19 protein-coding genes and 1 pseudogene are annotated in these 20,474 nt (G+C 63.1%); 13 read left to right on the top strand and 7 right to left on the bottom strand.

What is annotated here, in order from left to right; genetic code table 11:
• Positions 1 to 94 precede the first annotated feature (94 nt).
• Entirely contained in the window at positions 95 to 808 is a 714-nt protein-coding gene (locus CHB69_RS15925) for a hypothetical protein (RefSeq protein WP_212541942.1), read from the bottom strand.
• Positions 809 to 1,407: 599 nt separating this feature from the next.
• Here CHB69_RS15925 and CHB69_RS15920 point away from each other — a divergent pair.
• The 3 genes from CHB69_RS15920 (at position 1,408) to CHB69_RS15910 (ending at position 4,713) form a co-directional block, all read left to right on the top strand.
• Positions 1,408 to 1,803 carry a cupredoxin domain-containing protein gene (locus CHB69_RS15920; RefSeq protein ID WP_197411996.1) on the top strand — a complete coding sequence of 132 codons (396 nt, stop codon included), beginning with the start codon at positions 1,408 to 1,410 and terminating at the stop codon, positions 1,801 to 1,803.
• A 248-nt stretch (positions 1,804 to 2,051) separates the two neighbouring features.
• A complete protein-coding gene (locus CHB69_RS15915; protein WP_231728233.1) occupies positions 2,052 to 4,196 on the top strand; it encodes a TonB-dependent receptor in 2,145 nt (714 codons plus the stop codon).
• Between the two features lie 16 nt (positions 4,197 to 4,212).
• Complete coding sequence (locus CHB69_RS15910) at positions 4,213 to 4,713, top strand: DUF1440 domain-containing protein (protein ID WP_066551370.1); 501 nt, start codon at positions 4,213 to 4,215, stop codon at positions 4,711 to 4,713.
• Between the two features lie 98 nt (positions 4,714 to 4,811).
• Here CHB69_RS15910 and CHB69_RS19830 read toward each other — a convergent pair whose 3' ends face one another.
• Positions 4,812 to 5,168 (bottom strand): hypothetical protein, encoded by a 357-nt coding sequence (locus CHB69_RS19830; protein ID WP_141134014.1) that lies wholly within the window; start codon positions 5,166 to 5,168, stop codon positions 4,812 to 4,814.
• Positions 5,169 to 5,440: 272 nt separating this feature from the next.
• On the opposite strand from CHB69_RS19830, the gene CHB69_RS15905 reads away from it, so the two are divergent.
• Positions 5,441 to 5,977 carry a DUF2231 domain-containing protein gene (locus CHB69_RS15905; protein WP_030541569.1) on the top strand — a complete coding sequence of 179 codons (537 nt, stop codon included), beginning with the start codon at positions 5,441 to 5,443 and terminating at the stop codon, positions 5,975 to 5,977.
• Between the two features lie 212 nt (positions 5,978 to 6,189).
• On the opposite strand, the pseudogene CHB69_RS20575 reads toward CHB69_RS15905, so the two are convergent.
• Positions 6,190 to 6,315, bottom strand: a pseudogene (locus CHB69_RS20575) (DUF305 domain-containing protein); the annotation flags it as partial.
• Positions 6,316 to 6,339: 24 nt separating this feature from the next.
• Entirely contained in the window at positions 6,340 to 7,323 is a 984-nt protein-coding gene (locus tag CHB69_RS15895; RefSeq protein WP_231728232.1) for an NAD(P)/FAD-dependent oxidoreductase, read from the bottom strand.
• Positions 7,324 to 7,516: 193 nt separating this feature from the next.
• On the opposite strand from CHB69_RS15895, the gene copC reads away from it, so the two are divergent.
• From copC to CHB69_RS15875, 4 genes are all read left to right on the top strand, one after another.
• Positions 7,517 to 7,915: a copper homeostasis periplasmic binding protein CopC gene (gene copC, locus CHB69_RS15890; RefSeq protein ID WP_425442438.1), complete on the top strand. Its 399-nt coding sequence runs from the start codon at positions 7,517 to 7,519 to the stop codon at positions 7,913 to 7,915.
• Between the two features lie 4 nt (positions 7,916 to 7,919).
• Positions 7,920 to 8,846, top strand: a complete 927-nt coding sequence (copD, locus tag CHB69_RS15885; RefSeq protein ID WP_089216932.1) for a copper homeostasis membrane protein CopD — start codon at positions 7,920 to 7,922, stop codon at positions 8,844 to 8,846.
• Positions 8,847 to 9,095: 249 nt separating this feature from the next.
• The gene (locus CHB69_RS15880; RefSeq protein ID WP_058818197.1) at positions 9,096 to 11,783 is read left to right on the top strand and encodes a vitamin K epoxide reductase family protein; all 2,688 of its coding nucleotides are present in this window, start codon (positions 9,096 to 9,098) and stop codon (positions 11,781 to 11,783) included.
• A gap of 264 nt (positions 11,784 to 12,047) precedes the next feature.
• A complete protein-coding gene (locus tag CHB69_RS15875; RefSeq protein WP_058818219.1) occupies positions 12,048 to 13,982 on the top strand; it encodes a cytochrome c/FTR1 family iron permease in 1,935 nt (644 codons plus the stop codon).
• A gap of 126 nt (positions 13,983 to 14,108) precedes the next feature.
• Here CHB69_RS15875 and CHB69_RS15870 read toward each other — a convergent pair whose 3' ends face one another.
• The gene (locus CHB69_RS15870; protein WP_231735705.1) at positions 14,109 to 14,444 is read right to left on the bottom strand and encodes a four-helix bundle copper-binding protein; all 336 of its coding nucleotides are present in this window, start codon (positions 14,442 to 14,444) and stop codon (positions 14,109 to 14,111) included.
• A 69-nt stretch (positions 14,445 to 14,513) separates the two neighbouring features.
• Positions 14,514 to 15,827 carry a hypothetical protein gene (locus CHB69_RS15865; RefSeq protein ID WP_058818196.1) on the bottom strand — a complete coding sequence of 438 codons (1,314 nt, stop codon included), beginning with the start codon at positions 15,825 to 15,827 and terminating at the stop codon, positions 14,514 to 14,516.
• Positions 15,828 to 16,391: 564 nt separating this feature from the next.
• Here CHB69_RS15865 and CHB69_RS15860 point away from each other — a divergent pair.
• Entirely contained in the window at positions 16,392 to 16,589 is a 198-nt protein-coding gene (locus CHB69_RS15860) for a hypothetical protein (RefSeq protein WP_058818195.1), read from the top strand.
• Positions 16,590 to 16,781: 192 nt separating this feature from the next.
• On the opposite strand, the gene CHB69_RS15855 is transcribed toward CHB69_RS15860, so the two are convergent.
• Entirely contained in the window at positions 16,782 to 18,254 is a 1,473-nt protein-coding gene (locus CHB69_RS15855) for a multicopper oxidase family protein (RefSeq protein ID WP_089216931.1), read from the bottom strand.
• A 245-nt stretch (positions 18,255 to 18,499) separates the two neighbouring features.
• Here CHB69_RS15855 and CHB69_RS15850 point away from each other — a divergent pair, with 245 nt between their 5' ends.
• From CHB69_RS15850 to CHB69_RS15835, 4 genes are read left to right on the top strand one after another with little or no spacing between them, the layout of a single operon-like run.
• Positions 18,500 to 18,820: an ArsR/SmtB family transcription factor gene (locus tag CHB69_RS15850; RefSeq protein WP_037530392.1), complete on the top strand. Its 321-nt coding sequence runs from the start codon at positions 18,500 to 18,502 to the stop codon at positions 18,818 to 18,820.
• Positions 18,821 to 18,822: 2 nt separating this feature from the next.
• Complete coding sequence (locus CHB69_RS15845) at positions 18,823 to 19,248, top strand: YeeE/YedE family protein (RefSeq protein WP_054725925.1); 426 nt, start codon at positions 18,823 to 18,825, stop codon at positions 19,246 to 19,248.
• Positions 19,249 to 19,252: 4 nt separating this feature from the next.
• On the top strand, positions 19,253 to 19,696 hold the full coding sequence (locus tag CHB69_RS15840) for a DUF6691 family protein (protein WP_054725928.1): 444 nt from the start codon (positions 19,253 to 19,255) through the stop codon (positions 19,694 to 19,696).
• On the top strand, positions 19,693 to 20,472 hold the full coding sequence (locus tag CHB69_RS15835; protein ID WP_089216930.1) for a sulfite exporter TauE/SafE family protein: 780 nt from the start codon (positions 19,693 to 19,695) through the stop codon (positions 20,470 to 20,472). Before CHB69_RS15840 ends, CHB69_RS15835 begins: the two co-directional genes overlap by 4 nt.
• The last annotated feature ends 2 nt before the right edge of the window (positions 20,473 to 20,474 follow it).

Below are 20,474 nucleotides of genomic sequence, written 5' to 3'. Positions count from 1 at the left end.
GGCAACCGCATGGCTCTTCGTCGCCTCGATACAACTCTTCACTCGCCGCATCGCAAGGCTATGAAATTATGAACGATAATTTTGAATCAGACTCTTAGATGAGTTGGTCCTTAAGCATCGGCGGCGACCGCTTGGCATCGTAAACAGGACCCGGCTCGCGACATGCCTGCGCGTGAGCGCGAATACGACGCTTATAGTGGTAGGTCTCGGGCGCGAGTGCGACGAATCCAAGTACGATACCCACGAGGACATGGGCCGCGACCGTGATACCTGTGACGAGTACGATCGCAGCAGCGATCTCCAGATTTTGGCCAACGAAAAGGGCAGCAACGCCCACGAGCGCGACGTCCTTGTTGGGGACTAGCGGAAGGCGCGACATCATCAGGCGGACGCTCGCCAGCAATATCCACCATCCTGCTGCGACGTCGGGAACAACGAGATGCCACATAAGCGCGGAGAGCGTCACCGTCGCCGCAATGCGCAGGAGATGGACGACGAAGATGCGGATCAGCACAGGACGACGAAGCGTGAACATTCGATGTCCGAATGCGGTGATACCGATCGACACGGCCATCACGAAAAACACAGACCCGACAATCGCGGTTCCGACGCTTCCGGTCCTCAACTCAAGGAACATGGGATAGGCGAGAGCGAGTACGGCGATCGTCGCCACATTGCCAGCAAGCGCGGACAGAATCGCGACATCCTTTACGGCACCAAATGGCGACGCGACCATCTCAGCCCGGCGTTTTGCCCAAAGATAGAGCTGCGTCTCTCCCATGTAGCCCAGGACAAGATTATTGGTCACCTGCTTGTGAAGCAACGGAAGCAGACCAACGACGGGCAAGCGCCATAGCCCCCGGAAGATCGCCCACTCGGACACCGGTGTAGCTAGGTAGGAAGCCGCAAACGCCAACCAGAACAGAGCGCTCGTCGGTACTAAGGTGGTGAGAGTTATGAAATCGATGGAGCGCAGCTGAAATGCAACGGCGGCAAGAATCCCTAGCGAGAACGCAAGGCTACCCCAACGGGTGAAGCCGGGCCGGACAACGCCCTGAAGCGTCCTGAGCGTGGCTGGCAGCGTAAGCGCCGCGTACGGGATCTATCATCTGGCTGTCATAACCGCTCTGATGCTTCTTTTGATCCTTGAGCTGCCTCGCATGCCTGGGTGGACGCGGGTTTCGCACCGAGCCCGCTTGCATGTACACCATTCGGATTCCGACGACGAACCTACTCGATGAACATCACCTTGCACGCCGAAGCAGGCCAATCGGCTCGGAATCTAGCGCCGTGGAAGTTGGAATTGACGTCCCTTTCTCGGGATTTTCGCTTCGATGCAGCTTTTGAACGGCCAAAAGAGCCTGCGGCTCAATCCGTGCTATGATACGCTTGTAATGGGGATGTTCGATGCGCTCGCTAAGCCTCGCTGTTTGCGGCCTTCTTCTCGCGGGGCCTGGCTTTGCTCAATCGCCGAACTGGTTGAACGCCCGGACGATCGAAATCGACATGAAGAATTTCGCTTTCGTTCCAGCCACGATCACGCTTCAACGCGGTGCTCCCTACCGCTTGCGCTTTGTTAACACGGCAGGGGGCGGCCACAATTTTGTCGCCAAGGCCTTTTTCGAGCAAGCCACTATTGACCCTGCCAGCCGGTCGACGATCAACAAGGGTGAGGTCGATCTGGGAGGCGGAGAAAGCGGGGACGTGCGCCTGGTTGTCAACCGGATCGGAACCTACGACGTGCATTGTTCGCACTTCATGCACTCGATTTTCGGCATGAAAGGCAAGATCGTCGTCCGGTGAGCGTCACTGGCTCGGCTCTCTTCCATGTCATGGCTGAGGACGTTCGGCGTAATGCAACGGCAAAGCCAACTCAGGCTCTGATAAGTGATCTCGTCGGGCTTCGTAACATTGCCGTAGTCCGTTTCGCTGGCCTCATATTTTAGAGAGCAAGCCAACGGGCCCGACAGCGACCACCCCGAAGGGCTATTGCGACGCACTCTCAAATCATCTATTGCGTTGGTTGAGAAAGATTCGCAAAAGGGCTGACTGTGAGAAATCTTGGTATCGGAACTGTGCTCGGCTTCGGGCTGCTCACCGTCCCGGCAATGGCCCAGGACCAGCTGCTATCGGGACCCGGCAGCACATCGCAAACGATCATCGTGACCGGCGTCCGGGACGGCTATCAGGTCGATGCGAGCAGCACCGCCACCCGCACACCGACCGATCTCAACGACGTCCCGCAAGCGGTCTCGATTATCACCGAGGCGCAAATCGACGACCAGGCGATGCGTTCGATCGCCGACGTGCTGCGCTATGTCCCCGGCGCGGTGATCTCTCAAGGTGAGGGCCACCGCGATCAGATCATCCTGCGCGGGAACAGCAGCACCGCAGACTTCTTCGTCGATGGCTTGCGGGACGACGTGCAATATTATCGCGGCCTCTACAATGCAGAGAGGATCGAGGTTCTGAAAGGTCCCAACGCGATGATCTTCGGGCGCGGCGGCGGCGGGGGCGTAATCAACCGCGTCACCAAGCGCCCTGTCGCCAACGCCTTCATCAGCGGCAGCGGTTCGGCGGACACATATGGCGCATGGTATGTCGACGCCGACATCAGTCAGCCACTCAGCGAGTCCGTCTCCACCCGGATGAACGCCGTTTACGAGGAGTTCCGAAACAATCGCGACTTCTATGACGGGCGCCGGGTTGCGATCAACCCGACCGTCGCGCTCTCGCTCGGCGGTGCGACTCGGATCGATCTGGGCTTCGAATATAACAGCGACAAGCGAACGATCGACCGAGGCGTCCCCTCGGCCGTTCAGGGCTCGCTGACGAGCCCGTCACGCCCGCTCACCGGCGCCCGCGACACCTTCTTCGGTGTGCCGGGATTCAACGTCAGCGATTTCGAGGCCAAGGTCCTGAATGGGCGCGTCGAGCACCGCTTCAGCGACAATCTGACCCTGACCAGTCGGGTCCTGTATGGTGATTACGACAAGCTCTATCGGAACGCCTTTCCGGTCACCCCGGTCACGTCGCGCGGCGGCGTCCAGAGCGTCGGCCTCGAAGCGTATAGCGATCCCACGACACGCAAGAACCTGCTCAACCAGAACGACCTTGTTTGGAGGGTCACCACTGGACCCGTCCGCCACGTGCTGCTCGCTGGCTTCGAAATTAGCGACCAGCGCACGCGCAACCAGCGGATCAACGGCTTTTTCGGGGGTGGTGATATCGTCAACGGGGGGCGGCGCGTCTTTGTCGGGTTGGCCGACCCGATCACGGTGCCGCCGGTCACGCTGCGCACCACTCCCAATACCGGCTACCGGTCAATCCGCACGAACGCCGACGCCGCCGCCTTCTATGTGCAGGACCAGATCTCGATCGGCGACCATGTCGATCTGATCGGCGGCGTTCGCCGCGACCGCTTCACGCTTAACGTCGACGACCTGGTTGCCGGGCAGAGCTATCGCCGGACCGACACGCTTTGGTCTCCCCGAGTGGGCGTGGTGCTCAAGCCGGTGCAACCTGTCTCGATATACGCCAGCTATAGCCGGTCCTTCCTGCCGCAGTCGGGGGATCAATTCTCATCGCTCGATGTCACCAGCGCCGCGCTGGAGCCGGAGAGGTTCGACAATTACGAGCTTGGCCTCAAATGGGATATCCGCCCGACGCTGAACCTGACCGCCGCCATCTACCAGCTTGACCGCACCAACACCCGCGCGGCCGACCCCAATGACCCCGCACGGACGGTGCTCACGGGCGCGCAGCGCAGCAAAGGGCTCGAACTCGGCCTTAGCGGCGCGATCACACCCCAGTGGCAGATCAGCGCGGGCTATGCGCTGCAGGACGCGACAATTCGCAAAACGACGAGTGCCGCCCCGGCCGGGCGCGAGGTTCCGCTGGTTCCCAAACAGCAGGCTTCGCTGTGGACCCGCTACGACCTCACCCCTCGCCTTGGGGCCGGGGTCGGGGTCTATCACCAGTCGAGGAGCTTCACGTCCATCAGCAACACCGCCATCCTGCCCGCCTTCACCCGCGTCGATGCCGCCGCATTCTTCAAGCTCACCCCCCAGATCGAGGCGCAAATCAACGTCGAGAACCTCCTCAACAGCAACTATTTCTCGTCCGCCTACAACGACAACAACATCATGCCCGGTGCGCCGATGACAGTGCGAGCGACGGTTAGAATGAGCTTTTAGACAAGGCGCCGGAGAGATGGATGTGAACACAGAGCGCGTAATCGAAGGCGCTGTGACGGGCGCGGCGGCGGGGTTGGTGGCCTCGTGGGTAATGTCCGAGTTCCACGAAGCCTGGAAAGCCGCTTCGGGCGATAGGGATGTCGGAGACGAGCCCAACACCGTCAAGGTGGCCGACGCTGTAACGGAAGCTACCGTAGGGAAACCGGTACCGGAGGGATATCGTGAGCCTGCGGGAGCAGCTGTTCATTACGGCTTTGGGGTGTTTCTCGGCGCTCTCTACGGAGCCGCGGTGGAGGTTCGCCCAGAGACCAGCGCTGGGTTCGGAACCGCCTACGGAGCGGCGGTGTCGCTGGTCGCCGACGAGATGGCGATGCCGGCGTTGGGCTTTAGTCCCCCCGCTTCGGAGGTCGCGGCTTCGACGCACCTGCGCGGCTTTGTCTCGCACCTAGTTTTCGGCGTGGCTCTCGAAGTGGCGCGGAGGCTCCTAATTGCGGGTGTCAGAGCAAAGATTGCCTAAAGCCGCACGCCCGCGACCTTCTCCGTACTCTTGCGTGTCAGACGCGTTGTCACTCTTCAGAAGTGACAACGGCGCGGTGGCCCGCGCCGTTGTGCATCCTAGTGGTTGTAACCATGCTCGTTGTACCGGCGCGCGTCGCGACGCGCATGACGTACTTCCCGGCGGTAGTCCCGACGGGCGTGCCGGTTCGAGGCGTAGCCATAGTTGCCGTAATTGGAATAACCGTTACCGTAACTGCTATGCCCTTGGCCTTGGTAAGAGCCGTAACTTCGGCCGTGACCCTGCGGTTCAACATAGCCATAGCCTTGGCTGTAGTAGCTCTGGTTCTGATACCCATGTTCGCCCGCCACGGCAGCTGATCGGCGATTTTTCTGGTAGGTGCCGGCAGGACGCGCCTGCCGCTGCCAGCGTGACTCCTTCGTCCAGTTCGCCTTGAAGCAGACGAAAAGTTTCACGGAAAGAGCTAATCGGCGGGTGAGGGGAGAAGGCCGGGCGTGCGTAAATGGGGATGGATGAACATGGCTTAAGGGGTCAGATGATGGGCGGTAAACGAGGCGGGGCTTTCGCTCTACTCCTTGCGGTTGCAATCTCAGTAAGCACGTCGGCATCGGCGCACGAAGATCACGATGCGCTCGGGGCCGGTCCCGGGCCGGCCGCTAGCAGCGCAGCCGAGACGCAGAAAGCAGATGGGGCGGACGCTGGCGACGGCCACATGGGCATGGGCTCTATGTCGACCGTGGACATGAACATGGGCGGCCGCGACATCGCCGGCGACGACATGGACATGGGCGGCATGCACGAGGAGACCGCCAACAAGAACAAGACTTTCGGCGAACGGCTTGTGAGCTGGCTGGGGCGGGTGCATACCATGGTCATTCATTTTCCCATCGCCCTGTTCATCGGTGCGTTCGGGGTGGAGCTGTTCGGGTTGTGGCGCCGCAACCGGGATTATCAGCATGTCGCACACATAATGCTGGTCGTCGGCGCGCTGGGAGCGATCGTGGCGGCGTTCCTGGGCTGGTTCGCAGGCGGGTTCTACCTGACCGACCGCAACCCTATCCTGATGACGCATCGCTGGCTCGGGACATCGATCGCGGTCTTCGGCGTCGCGCTGGCTTGGATGGCAGCGCGCCACCGCAAGGGTCCCGAGCGGTCGCGGTCGTTGTACTGGGCGGTGCTTGGCCTGATGACACTCGCGATCTCAATCCAGGGGTTCCTCGGCGGAACCTTCATGCACGGCGGAATAAACCACTTGGCGTTCTGAGGGGCCCCGACGCTTAGTAGCCGGTCGCGTGTTGGCGCGCTGCGAAGGAGAATGCGACGAAATGCGGCAGCGCCGACCTTCGTGCCGTAGGCCTTTTCAAGCATAGCGTCGGATGCCGCCGGCGAGCCCGGCCCCGCTAGGGCGTGTCGAGCAACCCCCGACGCTGGTAATAGCACACTGTCTCGATGCACTCCCGCGCAAGCCTCGGGATCGTGGTGCGGGATCATCGAACGGAGGAAGGCCGTGTCGCCGATCGTCGTGTGGATACGAATAAGCGCGAAGCAGCCGAAGAAGATGACAAGCGAGCCGGCGATCAGCGCTTTGTTGGCGGCTTTCGCTCGGTGCACCGCCAGTGGCTCCCACTACGTCGGCGGTACGCTCCGAGCGGGATACAGCCCGGCGATGGCAGATGACAATCCGCTGTCGCGGTCGCGCAACAGATTATGGATTGCAGTCGCAGCGATTGCCGCTTGCCCGGCTGCGACGCTGATCTGATCGAGCCCTTCTACTACGTCGCCGACTGCGTACACGCCATCAACCGAGGTTTGTTGGTGGGCATCGGTCAGCACGCACCCTAATTTGCTGAGCTTCGCGCCCAGCAAAGTGGCAAGCCGCGTCCGAGGCGACGAGCCGAGCGCAGGGTAAAGCGTGTCGAATTGCAGCTCCAGGCCATTGGCCAACCGCACCTCGACACAGTCGCCAAGACGCAGCTGCTCGACAGGCGAGGGGGCGACATCGATGCCCTGCTGGTTCAGCTTGGCAAGTTCGGTCGGCCCGAGATCGAGCGAGCGCTCAGCCAGAAGCGTGACCTTGGCCCCATAAGCCCTCAGGAATTCAGCTTCTTCAGCGCCATGACCACTGCCGCCGAGCACCGCCACGTTCATCCGCCGGGCCTCATAACCATCGCAGATCGGACAATAGCGGAGAAGCCCACGCGCCACGCCGATGTCATGCATCGCATCGGGCATCTCGGGACGCCGGTTGAGGACACCGGTCGCGAGGACAACGGTCCGCGCGCGCAAGATGTTCAGTTCGCAGGTTGCCGAGAAGTGGTCGCCTAAGGCGACAATTGCGTCGATCTCACCGCTCTGGACCGTACCGCCATATTCGCGCAGCTGAGCCTGCAATCGCGCAAGAAACGCGACGCCGGAAATGCCTCCGGGAAATCCTGGCAGGTTGCGCGAGTGCGGGATGGAGGCGACGCGCCCTGCCGCCGCGTCATAGACGACGCAGCTCCTGAGAAACCGCGACAGATAGATCGCGGTCATGAGGCCCGCTGGACCGCCGCCCACAATCAGACAGTCGATGACCTCCTCGGGGTCGCCCGTCCAGCCTTGATCGGTCAATCGCAACCTCATCATTACCCCGCGCATGCGCCCGTCCAGGCCCGCGGCCACAGTTCGTCTCGAGAGGAGACGCGGTGAAAAGCGCCCCATGCTCCCTTCTGAATACGCGCCGCCACCGCCGGCCCCTCATCGAGAGCGGTGCGTCGGCACGAAAAAGATCGTGAGGGGTGACCCGCCCGGCTGCGTAATACAGGTGAACCCAATCGAAATGGAGATTACCCTGATGCGTCGCTTGTTCATCACGACTGCCGCCGCAGCCTTATTCTTCGCAGGCGGCGTGGCGAACGCGCACCCGAAGCTGGTGTCCTCCAGCCCCGCCGCCAACGCGGCCGTCGCGACCCCCGAGAAGATCAGCCTTCAGTTCAGCGAGAAACTCGTGCCGGCTTTCTCCAAGGCCGACCTTACCATGGCAGCGATGCCGGGCATGGCGGCCATGAAAATGCCCAGCAGCGCCGCAGTCGGCGCCGATGGCCGGACGCTCACCATCACCCCGAAGCAGCGCCTCCCGCGTGGGCGCTACAGCGTCGGCTGGCAGGTCGTCTCTAGCGATACACACAAAATCACCGGCAGCTACAACTTCACGGTGAAGTGAGCGAATGCTCGACTGGCCGACCGTCGCCATCCGCTTGGCGTTATACCTGGTCCTGGCGGCGCTGTTCGGCCTGTCGGCCTTCAGCCTCTATGGTCTTCGTCTTGGCGAGCGCGATGATGCCATCGCGCTGCGGCCTTGGCTCACGGCAAGCGCAGCGCTCGGGTTGCTGCTCTCAGCCGTTGGCCTGATCCTTATGGCCTCGGCGATGGCCGGTTCTGCATTCTGGCCGATCGACCAGGCAGCGGTGGCCGCGCTGCTCGGGGGGCCACCGGTTGGCACCGCCTGGAAGGTGCGTATGGTGGCGCTGGTCATCGCCGTCGGTGCAGCCCTGCTGGCGCGAGGCAGAGCATCGTGGCTGGCTATCGCCATGATTGCCGCCGCCGCGGCATTGGCGACACTCGCGTGGAACGGGCACGGCGCCATGGACGAGGGAAGCACCGGATGGCTTCACCTCGGTGCGGACATCCTCCACCTCTTGGGAGGCGGTATATGGGTCGGCGCGCTGTTCGGATTGCTTCTCCTGTTGACGCGTCGCACCGAGGAGATCGATGCCGCGCACCTTCGGCTGACCCATCGCGCCCTGCATGGGTTCGGCGCCGTCGGCACGCTCGTGGTTGTTACCCTGGTGGTCACCGGCTTGATCAACAGCTGGCTGCTCGTCGGCCCAGCCAATTTCGCGGCCTTGGGGACGACGCTCTACGGCCTGCTGCTGCTCGCCAAGCTGGTTTTGTTCGCAGCGATGCTGGGGCTCGCTTCGCTCAATCGGTTCCGCCTCACGCCGGCCTTCGAGCGCTCGATTGCCATGAACGACCATGGCGGGGCGCTTACGGCGCTGCGGGTCAGCCTTGCGGTCGAGACAGCCTGCGTGATCGGCATCCTGGCGCTCGTGGCATGGCTAGGCGCCCTCGCGCCACCCGCGTCGGGCATGTAAGCGCTATGGACCAACCGTCCACGCAAGCGCCGCTCAGGCCTTCCACCTTCTTTTACCCACTTACGCGGCTTAACCCTCGCCTCCCAAGACACCCCCCGCTTGGACTGAGCTTACGTGTCCGACGCCCTAAGTCGCCCACAGGCGCTTGCGGGAAGGCCGCGTCGCGCTGCAAAGCTGGGCGTGCGAGAGGGTTGGTCCGGGTGGGCCTGTCAGTGTTTTCAGAGATGAATGAACAAGGGTGGCAAAGTCATGACCGATGGCAAACGCAGTGAAGCCGGCAGCGGCCAGGGTGGCGAAGTCGTCCTCATCACGGGTGCGAGCGGTTTTATCGCCGCAGCGCTGATTGCCCAGCTCGGCGAGCGCTACACGGTCGTCGGCCTTGATCGCGCCGGCCCTCCCGACCCACCGCCGCCCGCGGCGGCGATCGACATAGACCTCGGGTCAGACGAAGCGGTCCGAGTTGCGCTTGACGAGGTGCGCGCACGGTACGGCAACCGCATCGCCTCGGTGATCCACCTCGCCGCCTATTATGATATCACGGGTGACCCCAATCCGCTCTACGACAAGGTCACCGTGCAGGGCACCCGCCGGCTGATTGACGGGCTGCAATCGTTCGAAGTCGGACAATTCGTCTTCGCCAGCACGATGCTCGTTCATAAGCCGACCCCCACACCCGACGAGCGCATCAACGAGGACTCGCCGATCGGCGCGTCCTGGGCCTATCCGCAGTCCAAGGTCGACGCCGAGACATTGCTGCATGAGCGCCACGGAAACATCTCCGTCGTTTATATGCGCGCCGCCGGAGTTTACGACGACGACGGACGCTCGGCTTTTCTCGCGCAGCAGATATCGCAGATTTACGAGCACCGCCTGATTTCGCATTTTTATCCCGGCATGCTGTGTGCGGCGCAGTCATCGGTGCACCGCGACGACTTGGCTGACGCCGTGCTGCGTCTGGTCGATCGGCGGCACGAACTGCCGTCAGAACTGCCGCTGCTCATCGGCGAGCCCGACGCACCCGGCTATGCCGAGATCCAGGACATCGTCGGCGAGGCGCTCCACGGTGAGGGCTGGAAGACGATCCGGATTCCGCAGCCGCTCGCGAAAGCCGGGATCATCCTGCAGAACGAAGCGCTCGGCAGCGACGACTTCATCCAGCCCTGGATGATCGACAGCAGCAACGACCACTATATCCTCGATGTCTCCCGCGCGCGTTCGCTGCTCGGATGGGAGCCGAAGCACAATCTTCGCGACTCGCTGCCGACGATCGTTGCCGCGTTGAAGCGTCATCCCGGCGCCTGGTATCGGAACAACAAGCTCAACGAGAACCTGGTCGCCTGGAACGACAATCAAGCTTCCAAACCTGCGGAGCCGGACCACCGCCAAGCTGAAGCGGCAGTCGCCGGAATGGCCGGTATGGATCACGGCGGGATGGACCACAGCAAGATGGACCACGCGGCGATGGGGCACGAGACCGGCGGCGCGGGCGCGGCGATGTCGGGCCATGGCGGGCACGGCGATCACATGGCCTTGATGGACCGCGATGAGCGCCGTGCCCGCTGGGCGCTTTACGCCAACATCGGTCTCGGTCTGTGGCTCGCCTCCAGCCCGCTCATATACGATTCCGTGACCACGCAGAGTGTCGGCGAAGCCGCGCGCTTCGTAACTATTGATCGCGGGCTGCCGTCGATCGAGTGGCGGGCGAACGCGCTGGCCATCAGCGACGTCGTCAGCGGGTTCGCCATCGCGCTGTTCGGTGCACTTTCCCTGTCAGCCCGCACGAAGACATGGGCGCAGTGGGCGGTCGCGTTCGTCGGCATCTGGCTGTTCTTCGCCCCGCTGATCTTCTGGAGCCCGAGCGCCGCTCAGTACAACAACAACCTGCTCATCGGCTCGGCCGTGATCGCCCTGTCGGTGCTCGTGCCGATGATGCCGGGCATGAGCATGGCGGGCATGATGGACCCCAAGAACATCCCGCCCGGCTGGACCTATTCGCCATCCACCGACGCACAGCGGCTGCCGATCGTCGCCATGGGTCTGATCGGCCTTCTCACCTCGCGCATCCTCACCGCCTACCAACTGGGGCATATTGACGGCGTTTGGGAGCCGTTTTTCGCCGGCTCCCTGAGCGATCCACGCAACGGCACCGAGGAGATCATCACCTCGGACATGTCCAAGGCCTGGCCGATTCCCGATGGTGGGCTCGGCACGGTCAGCTATGTCCTCGAGATCCTGATGGCGGTAATGGGCACCCGCGACCGCTGGCGGACCATGCCGTGGATGGTGACCTTCTTCGGCATCCTTGTCATCCCGCTCGGCGTCATCAGCATCTATTTCATCATCAGTCAGCCCATCGTCATCGGCACATGGAGCACGCTGGCGCTGATCGCCGCGCTCGCCATGCTGATCATGATCCCCTTCGCGCTCGACGAGGTGATTGCGATGGGTCAGTTCCTTCTCTGGGCGCGCCGGCAAGGCAAACCGCTGATCCGCACCTTCTTCCAGGGTGACGCGATAGAGGCGGGAGCGGTGGACGCGTCGGACGCGATGGCCTCGCCAAGCACCTTCTGGGCGGACGCAAAGAAGGGACTGACCCTGCCATGGACGCTGACTGCGAGCATCGTCATCGGCGTCCTGCTGATGCTGACCCGAATACTGTTCGGCACGGAAGGCGGTATGGCGAACAGCGATCACGTTGTGGGTGCGCTGGTCATCACGGTCGCGATCATCGCCACCGCAGAAGTTGCCCGCGCGCTGCGGCTGATCAACGTCGCGTTCGGAGCCTGGCTTGTGGCCGCGCCTTTCCTCCTCGACGGCGTTGGTCACCTTGGGGCCGTGGCCTCGGTCGTAGCCGGCATTGCGCTCGTCGGCCTCAGCTTTCCAAGGGGAAAGCGCAGCGCCGAGCATTATGCAAGCTGGGACAAGTACGTGATCTGAAAGTATCTTCAATCACTGCTTAGCCTCATCGAAAACCTTGATCGTGCATCGCACACCGTCACGCGCCTTCGCTGCCGCTTTTCTACCCCCCCGATCGTCTCCGGGTTCGCGGTCACGATCTTGTCGCCGGAGACGATCGCCCGCCAGCTCTCCGGCGGCGATGTTCATCATCCTGCCATTGGTGGTCGCGCACGCTGCCCAATACTGCTAATGAGAGTTGTTCGCATAGTCCGCGACGAGTGAAGCTTGGAATCGATCACCCATATGCCGTCACCTCTGGTCGCGCTGGTCGCGTCGCTTATGCTGCTGTTGATCCCCGCTGCGGCGATGGCCGATACCCGCGATGTTCAAACTGCTTGGCGCCTGCTCGACTATATGGCGGTCGATTATGGCGGTGCGGTCGCCAACGGCGCGGTCATAAGCGCGTCCGAATACGCGGAGATGACGGAGTTCGCCGCTGGGGTGTCGACGCGCCTCCGCGCACTTCCCGCGACGCCTGAGCGGCAATCTCTAATCCAAAGCGCTTCGCAGCTCGAAGCCGTGATCGGCCGCAAGGGATCGTCCCGAGAGGTCGCGACACTCGCGCATGGCCTCGCCGCCGATCTGCTCAAGGCCTATCCGGTGCCGCTCGCTCCCGCCAAGGCACCCGACCCCGCCATGGGAACAAGGCTATACGTCCAAAGCTGCTCGTCCTGCCACGGCCTCACCGGCGACGGACATGGGCCTGACGCTGCCAGACTCGACCCGCCGCCGATCGCGTTCACCGACGCCGAACGGGCGCGCCAGCGCAGCGTGTTCGCGCTCTATCAGGTGATAAGCCAAGGCATCGACGGGACCGCGATGCAGAGCTTCGCCGATCTGCCGAACGATCAACGCTGGGCGCTGGCGTTCCGCGCTGGCAGCTTCGCCCTGACCGACGCGCAAGCGGTCGAAGGCGAACGGCTGTGGAAGTCCCAGCCGAGCTTGCGGGCGCGGATCCCCGATTTGAAAACCCTGGTCGCGCTCACCCCCGCCGCGCTTGCGGGCAGCATCGGGCAGGCGAAAGCCGACGCGGTGCTCGCCTATCTGCGGCGCCACCCCGATCAGGTGATGCAACAAGCCCCGGGCTCGCTCGCGGTCGCTCGCTCCAAGCTTGCGCAAAGCCTCGCCGCGTTCCGGCGCGGCGACCGGCGCGGCGCAAAGGAACTGGCGCTGTCCGCCTATCTCGACGGGTTCGAGCCGATCGAACCGACGCTCTCGGCGCGCGACCCGACGCTCATGTCCAGGATCGAAGGCGCGATGGGAGAATATCGCGCCGCTGTGGAGAGCAGCACGTCGGCCGATGATGTGGCCGAACGAGTGGCAGTGCTGGGCGGCCTGTTCGATGATGCCGAGGCGGCGCTCGCGCCCGACGCCGCGACGCAGGCGTCCACCTTCTTGGGGGCCTTTACGATCCTGCTGCGTGAGGGGCTGGAAGCTCTTTTGATCGTGGTCGCCATGATCGCGTTCCTCCGCAAAGCGGAACGGCCAGAAGCCTTGCGCTATGTGCATGGCGGGTGGATCGGGGCGCTCATCGCGGGCGGGCTTACCTGGGCCGTCGCCACCTATGCGATCGGGATCAGCGGCGCGAGCCGGGAGCTGACCGAAGGGTTCGGCTCGCTGTTCGCCGCGATCGTGCTGCTCTCGGTCGGAATCTGGATGCACGGCAAGGCCCAAGCCGATCAGTGGCAACGCTATATCCGGGAGAAAATGTCACGGGCGCTATCGAGCGGGTCGGGATGGTTCCTGTTCGGGCTCGCATTCCTGGTGGTCTATCGGGAGGTCTTTGAAACGATCCTTTTCTACGCCGCGCTCTCGACACAGGGTAACACCGCGATGCTGCTGGCCGGCGCCGGCGCAGCGATCAGCCTTCTCGCCGTCATCGCCTGGGCCATGCTCCGCTACAGCCGGACGCTGCCGATTACGCAGTTCTTCCGCTACAGCTCGTGGCTGATGGCCGCTCTGACGGTCGTGCTGGCCGGTAAGGGAGTCGCTGCCCTCCAAGAGGCGGGGATCATCGACATAGCGCCGCTCGCCAGCGTGCCACGTATCTCGATGTTGGGCCTGTTCCCGACATTTCAGTCGGTGCTGGCACAACTCCTGATGCTTGCCGTGATCGTGATCGGGTTTGCCTGGAACCGCCGCGCCAAGCCGCGGGCGGGCGGGCCGCTAGCCTACTAGCGGCAGGGCAGACAACGCCCCTCTCTAAAGCGTTGCCGCAACCCTGACCGTGCATCGCACCGTCTCACGCGCCTTGGCTCGCAATGTAACGGGAGGGCGGCGGGGAAAGCGCCGCCCTCGGGCCATTTACGCGGCCATCTTGTCGCAAGCCTCGGCGCACTTGCGACACGCGGCGACGCAATCCTCCATGCCGTCCAGCCCTTCGCAGCTGGACGCGCACGCCCGGCAAATCTCGGCGCACTCGCGGCAGATATGCCGGTGATGCTCAGATTTCCGCGCCATGAAGTCGATCGCGACCGCGCAAATCTGCGCACAATCGGCCATGATCTTCATGTGCTGCGGCTCGGCATGTCGGCCTCCCGCCTCAAGGCAATGGTTCATCGCCATGTGGAGGCAGGTGACATGGCATTCGTGGCAGGCGTCCATGCACGCCTTCATCTCGGGATCGATCTGATGCATCATTCATCTCCAGCTGAGCCCCCGCCCATTTGAAAATACGCGGCGCGCGCGCGTACCCCTTACCTCAATCGATCAAGCCAGCTTGCTGGAGATGGCTTTGATCGCTTTCAGCCCCGAGCCGAACCGGGCGATGGCCTCGCGGTTTCTCTCCAGCTCGCCGTAGGGAAGATACGATATGTCGAGATCGGCGACGCGGCTGAACGCGGGACGCTGTAACTGCGCGCGGACATCCGCCTCGCGGGCGTCGGGTGCGACCAGAAACAGCCCTGCGGTCGCGTGGAGGTCGCTGCCGCTCAGCGCCAAGTCGAGCATGCGCACAATGCCCGAGTAGATCGACGTCGAATGCTCGACCTCGAACGCTGCCGCGACGTGATCGCCGCCGCGCTCAAGCCACAGCACGTCGATTAGACGGATGGAATCCGCCCCCTTGGAGGTTGCGATGGAGGCGGGCAGGCGCTCAAGGCACCCATGTCCCAACGGCGATCCATTGAAGGCACGGCTGCGGTCGTTCGATGCGATCCACACGTCATAGCCGAGCGCGAGTCCTAGATCGCGAAGCCATGCTTGGATTTCAGTATGGGTGCGCTCGTTCTCGCCTTCGCGTAGCGCCGCCTTGCTGAGCGTGCGCGCCTCCTCGCGCGCCGTCTCAAGCCGTTGTCCCCAACTTGCCAGCGCCTCGCCGCTAACATCGAGAGGAGGGGCCGGGTAGCGATCGAAGCCGATGTCGAACAGCAAGCCGCCAATCGCACCCAGGTCGTTCGATAGCAGGTCGCGGTGGCGATCGTTCAAGTCGAGTACACCCGACCGCATCGCCAGAAAATGCTCCCAGCTCCCGAGCTTCACCTTCGCGCCGGTCAGCGCGTTGTAGCCTTTGACGATCGCGGTGTTGAAGGGCGGCACCAGCGTCGGGTGAAGAAAATAGAGCAGGTTGGCGACCGCTGGCCCGAGCCCCTTGATCTTCAAGCGATCGATCGTGTGGATATGGCCAATAATTTCCTCGGCCGTGTCGCAACACGAACAGGCGTCGAGCAAGTGACCGAACGCCCGCTGGTTCTCCGGGTTTTCGTAGATATCGGGTATGCGGAGCTTCGGTTTCCAGAGAAAGGCGTGGTCGGCGCCTTTGAAAATTTGACGCTGCTCTGCGACGGAATGAACGACCGTTTCGAGCGACGATCCCCGGTAGGCGACGCCGAACGTGCCGCGCTCGATCTCACCAACGACCTGGCCAATACCACGCCGGATCGAGCGGAAGTTTTTCAACCGTTCGTCCCACAGAAACCAGCTTCGGTAGGTTGCGCCAGGATCGTCACGCCAACGGGCAATAAGACGACGAACGAGGCCACCGTGATCCTCTCCGGTAGTAATTTGGTCGGGTTGCGTGGCCATATTGTCAGTGTGATCCCCATTCGCTGAACCAAGACCTAAGCCCCTGGTCGGTGACCGTCGAGCTTCTTGATTCAGCATATCGGACCGCGAATGACGTGCTCCCCGTTTTCAGGCCGCTGATAAGTTAGCTTCGGTGTCCTCATTCCCCTGACGGGGGCGGTTGGTGAACTCGGCGGGTGCCATGCCGCCGAGGCTGCTGTGGGGACGCACGGTGTTGTACAACGAGACGACGGAACGCCCATAGGACCGACGTTCGCGAAGTTCTTTATCAGTGGCATCCCTGGACCGGGCTTCAGGTTTACATTCATGAAGTAGTCGAGCGCGCGGGGTGCGGCGTTTTCCGTTGCAGCATCGCAGGATCGGCGGCCGATCGCTGGCTCGAGATCCCAGCCTGGATGTTCGACCGCGCGGTTTGCAGCATGATGCGTGTCGACCACGCTCCCCGCGTCAATATTGGCGCGCTGGTTGCCTTGGTGAAGCTGCTGCAGGCGACGCGGCCGGTTTCGGCTTCATTGGTTTCAGGCGCAGCATCGGGCTCTCACGACTTACATCGGGGAGGTCTCCATGCCGCGCAAGTCCATGACGTTTCAGTTCGATCTGTTCTCCAGGCCCCACGGTTCCGGGATCGCGCAGACACCGCGTTGGCAGACTCTGCCCGCGCCGACGCGGCAGACGCTGACGCCATTGATCGTGCGCCTGCTTCTCGCCCATGCCGACGGCGGCCCCGTCGCGGAGCTGCAGGAGATGCGCGATGATCTTTGAGAAGATCGGGGCTCAGCATCTCGAGCGCAAGGCGATCCTGTATGTGCGGCAGTCATCGGCCTGCCGCTAGCGAGGTGCCGCCCATCAGCATCGTTACCGCGATTAGAAATACGGCAAAAGCTCTTTTGGCAACGTTGCTCTCCTGTTGAACGGTAGACGCTGCATAAACTCTTCAGAAGTGGGAGCCTCCGCCTACGCAACACTGAACTGGCCCATCATTCCATTATCCTCATGTTCAAGGATATGGCAGTGATACATGAAAGGAGCGCTCTTGGCCGGCTGATCAAATCGGATGAGAAGCTCCACCGGCTCCTTGACGACGACAGTGTCGCGCGACCCCTGGTCGAGAACGTCAGGCTGACCGCCCCCACGGGTGAGAACATCAAAGTGGACGCCGTGAATATGGATCGGGTGGCGCATCATTTCGCCAGACACCTCCCATATTTCGGTGGAGCCTAGCTTCACCGTCTCATCGATGCGATTAATGTCGAATGGCTTGCCGTTGATCGTCAGGCCGCCACCGCCGTTTCCTGAGCCCATCATGCCGCCCATGCCCATGTTGAGGATCAGTCGGCGACGGCGCACCGCCTTGCTGGCATCGGGCCGAGTTCGTGATGCCAGAAGGGTCGGCACGGCGCCGCTGGCACGAGCCTGTCCCGACGGCCGCGGCTCAAACCGCAGCACGGTCGCTGGCGCCGCGGCATCGGTCCTCCCGGCGCCACGCCCCATCATGCCCATGCCGCCCATCATCGCGCTGTTGGTATCAGCCGCCGTTACCAGCGAGGCGGGCCTGCCGTCCGTGAAGTCCACGAGAAGCTCGCCGCGCTGGCCCGGCGCCAAGGTTATGGATTCCAATGCCACTGCTCGTTCGAGCAGCCCCCCTTCGGTTCCGATCCAGTAAAAGCTTCGTTGATCGGAAAACGACAGCTCATAGATCCGGGCATTCGATGCGTTGACGAGCCGCAGGCGAACCAACCGGTTTGGCACTGCCGCCAGCGGGTTTACCGCTCCGTTCACAAGGGTCGTGTCGCCGCGCCGGCCCTGCATGGCGACCATCATGCCGCCTGGCATGACGAGGCGACCATTTTCGAATTGGCGATCCTGGATGAGCAGGGGCAGGTCGTCCACGCCATATTCTGACGGGAGGCCCAAGCCCTGCTCTTCGTCATCGGTTACCAGCAACGCCCCTGCCAGACCTGAATAGACTTGCTCGGCCGTCAACCCATGGACGTGTGAGTGATAAAGGAGGGTCGCTGCCGGCTGCCGGATCGGAAGCGTCGGTCGCCAGGTCGCGCCCGGCGCGATGATCTGATGGGGGCCGCCATCCAGCTCTCCAGGGATCAGAAGCCCGTGCCAGTGCACAGTCGTGTCCGCCTTGAGCCGGTTGGTCACGGCAACCGCCACATCGTCGCCGCGACGCACTCTGATCGTCGGTCCGAGATAGCTGCCGTTATACCCTAGCGTGTCGCTCGGACGGCCCGGATAGAATGAAGTCGTTCCGGACTGGACCTGTAGCGCGAATGATCGTCCAGGCTGCGCATCCAAGAGCGGTGGTATCGGGAGGGGGTTTGCACCGCCCCCGCCGAGGGAAGACGTGGAGCGCGAGCAAGCGGCGGTGGCGAACAGTGCCGCTCCGCCGGCCAACAGTGAACGTCGATCGAGCATCTAAATCTGGCCCTGCGCGCAGCGCAGCTTGGAAGCGCCACCGGCAGCCTTGTCGATCGGCATTGGTCGCCCACGCTCTAGCGCTTCAATAGCGCGCAGGACCACTTTCCTCGAAGGATGCCGCGATAGTCTGGCGAAATAGTAGCGCACGGGAAATCTCCTAAGCTGGCTTGATCGAACGCTCATCCATCATATATGTTGCATATAAGATGTCTGGAGCAATCGTGCGACCTTCTCTCGTTAAGATGTCCCCAGAACTTCTGGAGGAAAAGGCCGGCGAAGCGGAAGCGTTCCTCCGTTCGCTGGCGAGCCGGCACCGTCTGATGATCCTGTGCAGCTTGCTCGGCGGGGAGCTGTCGGTAACCGAACTGGGCGAACGCCTCGGGCTGACACAATCCAATTTGTCCCGCCACCTTGCCACGCTGCGCGACGAGGGCCTGGTCGGCACGCGGCGGGAGAAAACAACGATCTTCTACCGCATCACGTCCGAACGCGTGCTGCCGATCCTGACGGAACTCTACGCACTCTTTTGTGCTGGCGCCGATCCTGAACAAGGAGAATCCTGACGATGGAGGGGTTCACCCCATTTTCGGCCATCGTGGGCGGCGCGCTCATCGGCCTCTCGGCATCCCTCCTGTGGATCGCCAACGGGCGCATTGCTGGAGTCAGTGGCATCGTCGGGGGCGTGCTTGCGCCCGTCCGCGGCGATGTGGCGTGGCGCGGAATGTTCCTGGTCGGCCTGCTCGCTGCGCCCTTGCTTTACCGGGCGGCGGGCGGCGTGCTGCCGGACCTCACGTCGCCGGCCCCAGTCGCCGGCGTGATCGCAGCCGGCCTTCTGGTGGGATTTGGGACTCGGCTTGGGAGTGGTTGCACCAGCGGGCATGGTGTCTGCGGGATAGCGAGGCTTTCGCCCCGCTCGCTTGCCGCGACCGGCGTCTTCCTCATCACGGCGGCTGCGACTGTGTACGTTGCCCGGCACGTCGTGGAGCTTTGAGACAATGAGGAAGCTGCTCATTGCGCTGGCCTCGGGGCTCATTTTCGGCTTCGGCCTGATCGTTTCCGCCATGATTAGCCCAGGCAAGGTGCTGGCGTTTCTTGATGTCGCCGCGCCGTCGTGGGACCCGAGCCTGGCCCTGGTACTGGCCTCAGCCGTCATCGTTTCCGCCTTGGGATTTGCACTCGGCCGAAGGCGCGAGGCTCCGCTTTTCGCAGCCACGTTTAATGGGCCATCGTCCCGGTCCCTGGACAAGAAGCTTCTCTCCGGCGCGGCTTTGTTCGGCGTTGGATGGGGCCTCGTCGGCTATTGCCCTGGCCCAGCCCTCGTTGCTTTGAGCCTCGGGGCGCCGGCGGCGCTGGTGTTCATCGTGGCGATGCTGGTGGGCATGGGCCTCTTCGCCATTCAGGAACACTATCGTGCGGCTAGGGCCGGAGCTGCACTATGACACTGGTCGACATCCTCACGCTCATATCCGGTGTCCTCGTTGGCTTCACCCTCGGGGTGATCGGCGGCGGCGGCTCGATCCTGGCCCTACCATTGCTGCTGTATGTCGTGGGCATGAAGGACCCGCACGTCGCGATCGGTACGAGCGCGCTGGCGGTCGCTGCCAACGCCTTCGCCAACCTGATCCAACACGCCCGGGCCGGAACCGTGAAGTGGCCCTGTGCCCTCGTCTTCGGGGCATCGGGTGTCGTCGGCGCTCTGGTCGGCTCCACCCTGGGCAAGATGGTGGCGGGTCAGCACCTCCTGGTGCTGTTTGCGGGCGTGATGATCGTGGTCGGGGTTTCGATGCTGCGGGGCAAGTCGGGCGGCGGCGATCCGGACGTGCGGATCACGCGGCCAATCGCTGTCCGGCTCGTGGTGATCGGCCTTCTCGCCGGCCTGCTGTCAGGGTTCTTCGGCATCGGCGGCGGCTTCCTGATTGTGCCCGGCATCATGCTCGGCAGCGGCATGCCCATCCTCAACGCGGTCGGATCGTCGCTGTTTTCGGTGGGAGCGTTCGGCTCGGCGACAGCCTTCAACTATGCCCTGTCAGGCCTCGTGGACTGGCGCGTGGCCGGCTTCTTCATCGCTGGCGGGGTCGCTGGCGGCATGGCCGGCATGCAAACGGCCATCCGGCTCGCCGATCATAAGGGCCTGCTCACCCGCATCTTCGCTTTCGTCCTGCTGGCCGTGGCCGCCTACATGCTGTTCCGCAGCCTGGGCGGGATCGGCAGCTAAGC

It is taken from the genome of Sphingopyxis indica (genome assembly GCF_900188185.1).
Taxonomy (GTDB): domain Bacteria; phylum Pseudomonadota; class Alphaproteobacteria; order Sphingomonadales; family Sphingomonadaceae; genus Sphingopyxis; species Sphingopyxis indica.
This window is presented reverse-complemented; position numbering and strand designations above follow the sequence as displayed.

Bases quoted from the DNA above. Each gene is read 5' to 3' on its own strand.
- CHB69_RS15845 (WP_054725925.1), top strand. From the start codon at position 18,823: ATGGAGGGGTTCACCCCATTTTCGGCCATCGTGGGCGGCGCGCTCATC.
- CHB69_RS15880 (WP_058818197.1), top strand. From the start codon at position 9,096: ATGACCGATGGCAAACGCAGTGAAGCCGGCAGCGGCCAGGGTGGCGAA.
- CHB69_RS15905 (WP_030541569.1), top strand. From the start codon at position 5,441: ATGTCGACCGTGGACATGAACATGGGCGGCCGCGACATCGCCGGCGAC.
- copD (WP_089216932.1), top strand. From the start codon at position 7,920: ATGCTCGACTGGCCGACCGTCGCCATCCGCTTGGCGTTATACCTGGTC.
- CHB69_RS15865 (WP_058818196.1), bottom strand. From the start codon at position 15,827: ATGGCCACGCAACCCGACCAAATTACTACCGGAGAGGATCACGGTGGC.
- CHB69_RS15920 (WP_197411996.1), top strand. From the start codon at position 1,408: ATGCGCTCGCTAAGCCTCGCTGTTTGCGGCCTTCTTCTCGCGGGGCCT.
- CHB69_RS15835 (WP_089216930.1), top strand. From the start codon at position 19,693: ATGACACTGGTCGACATCCTCACGCTCATATCCGGTGTCCTCGTTGGC.
- CHB69_RS15855 (WP_089216931.1), bottom strand. From the start codon at position 18,254: ATGCTCGATCGACGTTCACTGTTGGCCGGCGGAGCGGCACTGTTCGCC.
- CHB69_RS15860 (WP_058818195.1), top strand. From the start codon at position 16,392: ATGCCGCGCAAGTCCATGACGTTTCAGTTCGATCTGTTCTCCAGGCCC.
- CHB69_RS15870 (WP_231735705.1), bottom strand. From the start codon at position 14,444: ATGATGCATCAGATCGATCCCGAGATGAAGGCGTGCATGGACGCCTGC.
- CHB69_RS15850 (WP_037530392.1), top strand. From the start codon at position 18,500: ATGTCCCCAGAACTTCTGGAGGAAAAGGCCGGCGAAGCGGAAGCGTTC.
- CHB69_RS15875 (WP_058818219.1), top strand. From the start codon at position 12,048: ATGCCGTCACCTCTGGTCGCGCTGGTCGCGTCGCTTATGCTGCTGTTG.
- CHB69_RS15840 (WP_054725928.1), top strand. From the start codon at position 19,253: ATGAGGAAGCTGCTCATTGCGCTGGCCTCGGGGCTCATTTTCGGCTTC.
- CHB69_RS15910 (WP_066551370.1), top strand. From the start codon at position 4,213: ATGGATGTGAACACAGAGCGCGTAATCGAAGGCGCTGTGACGGGCGCG.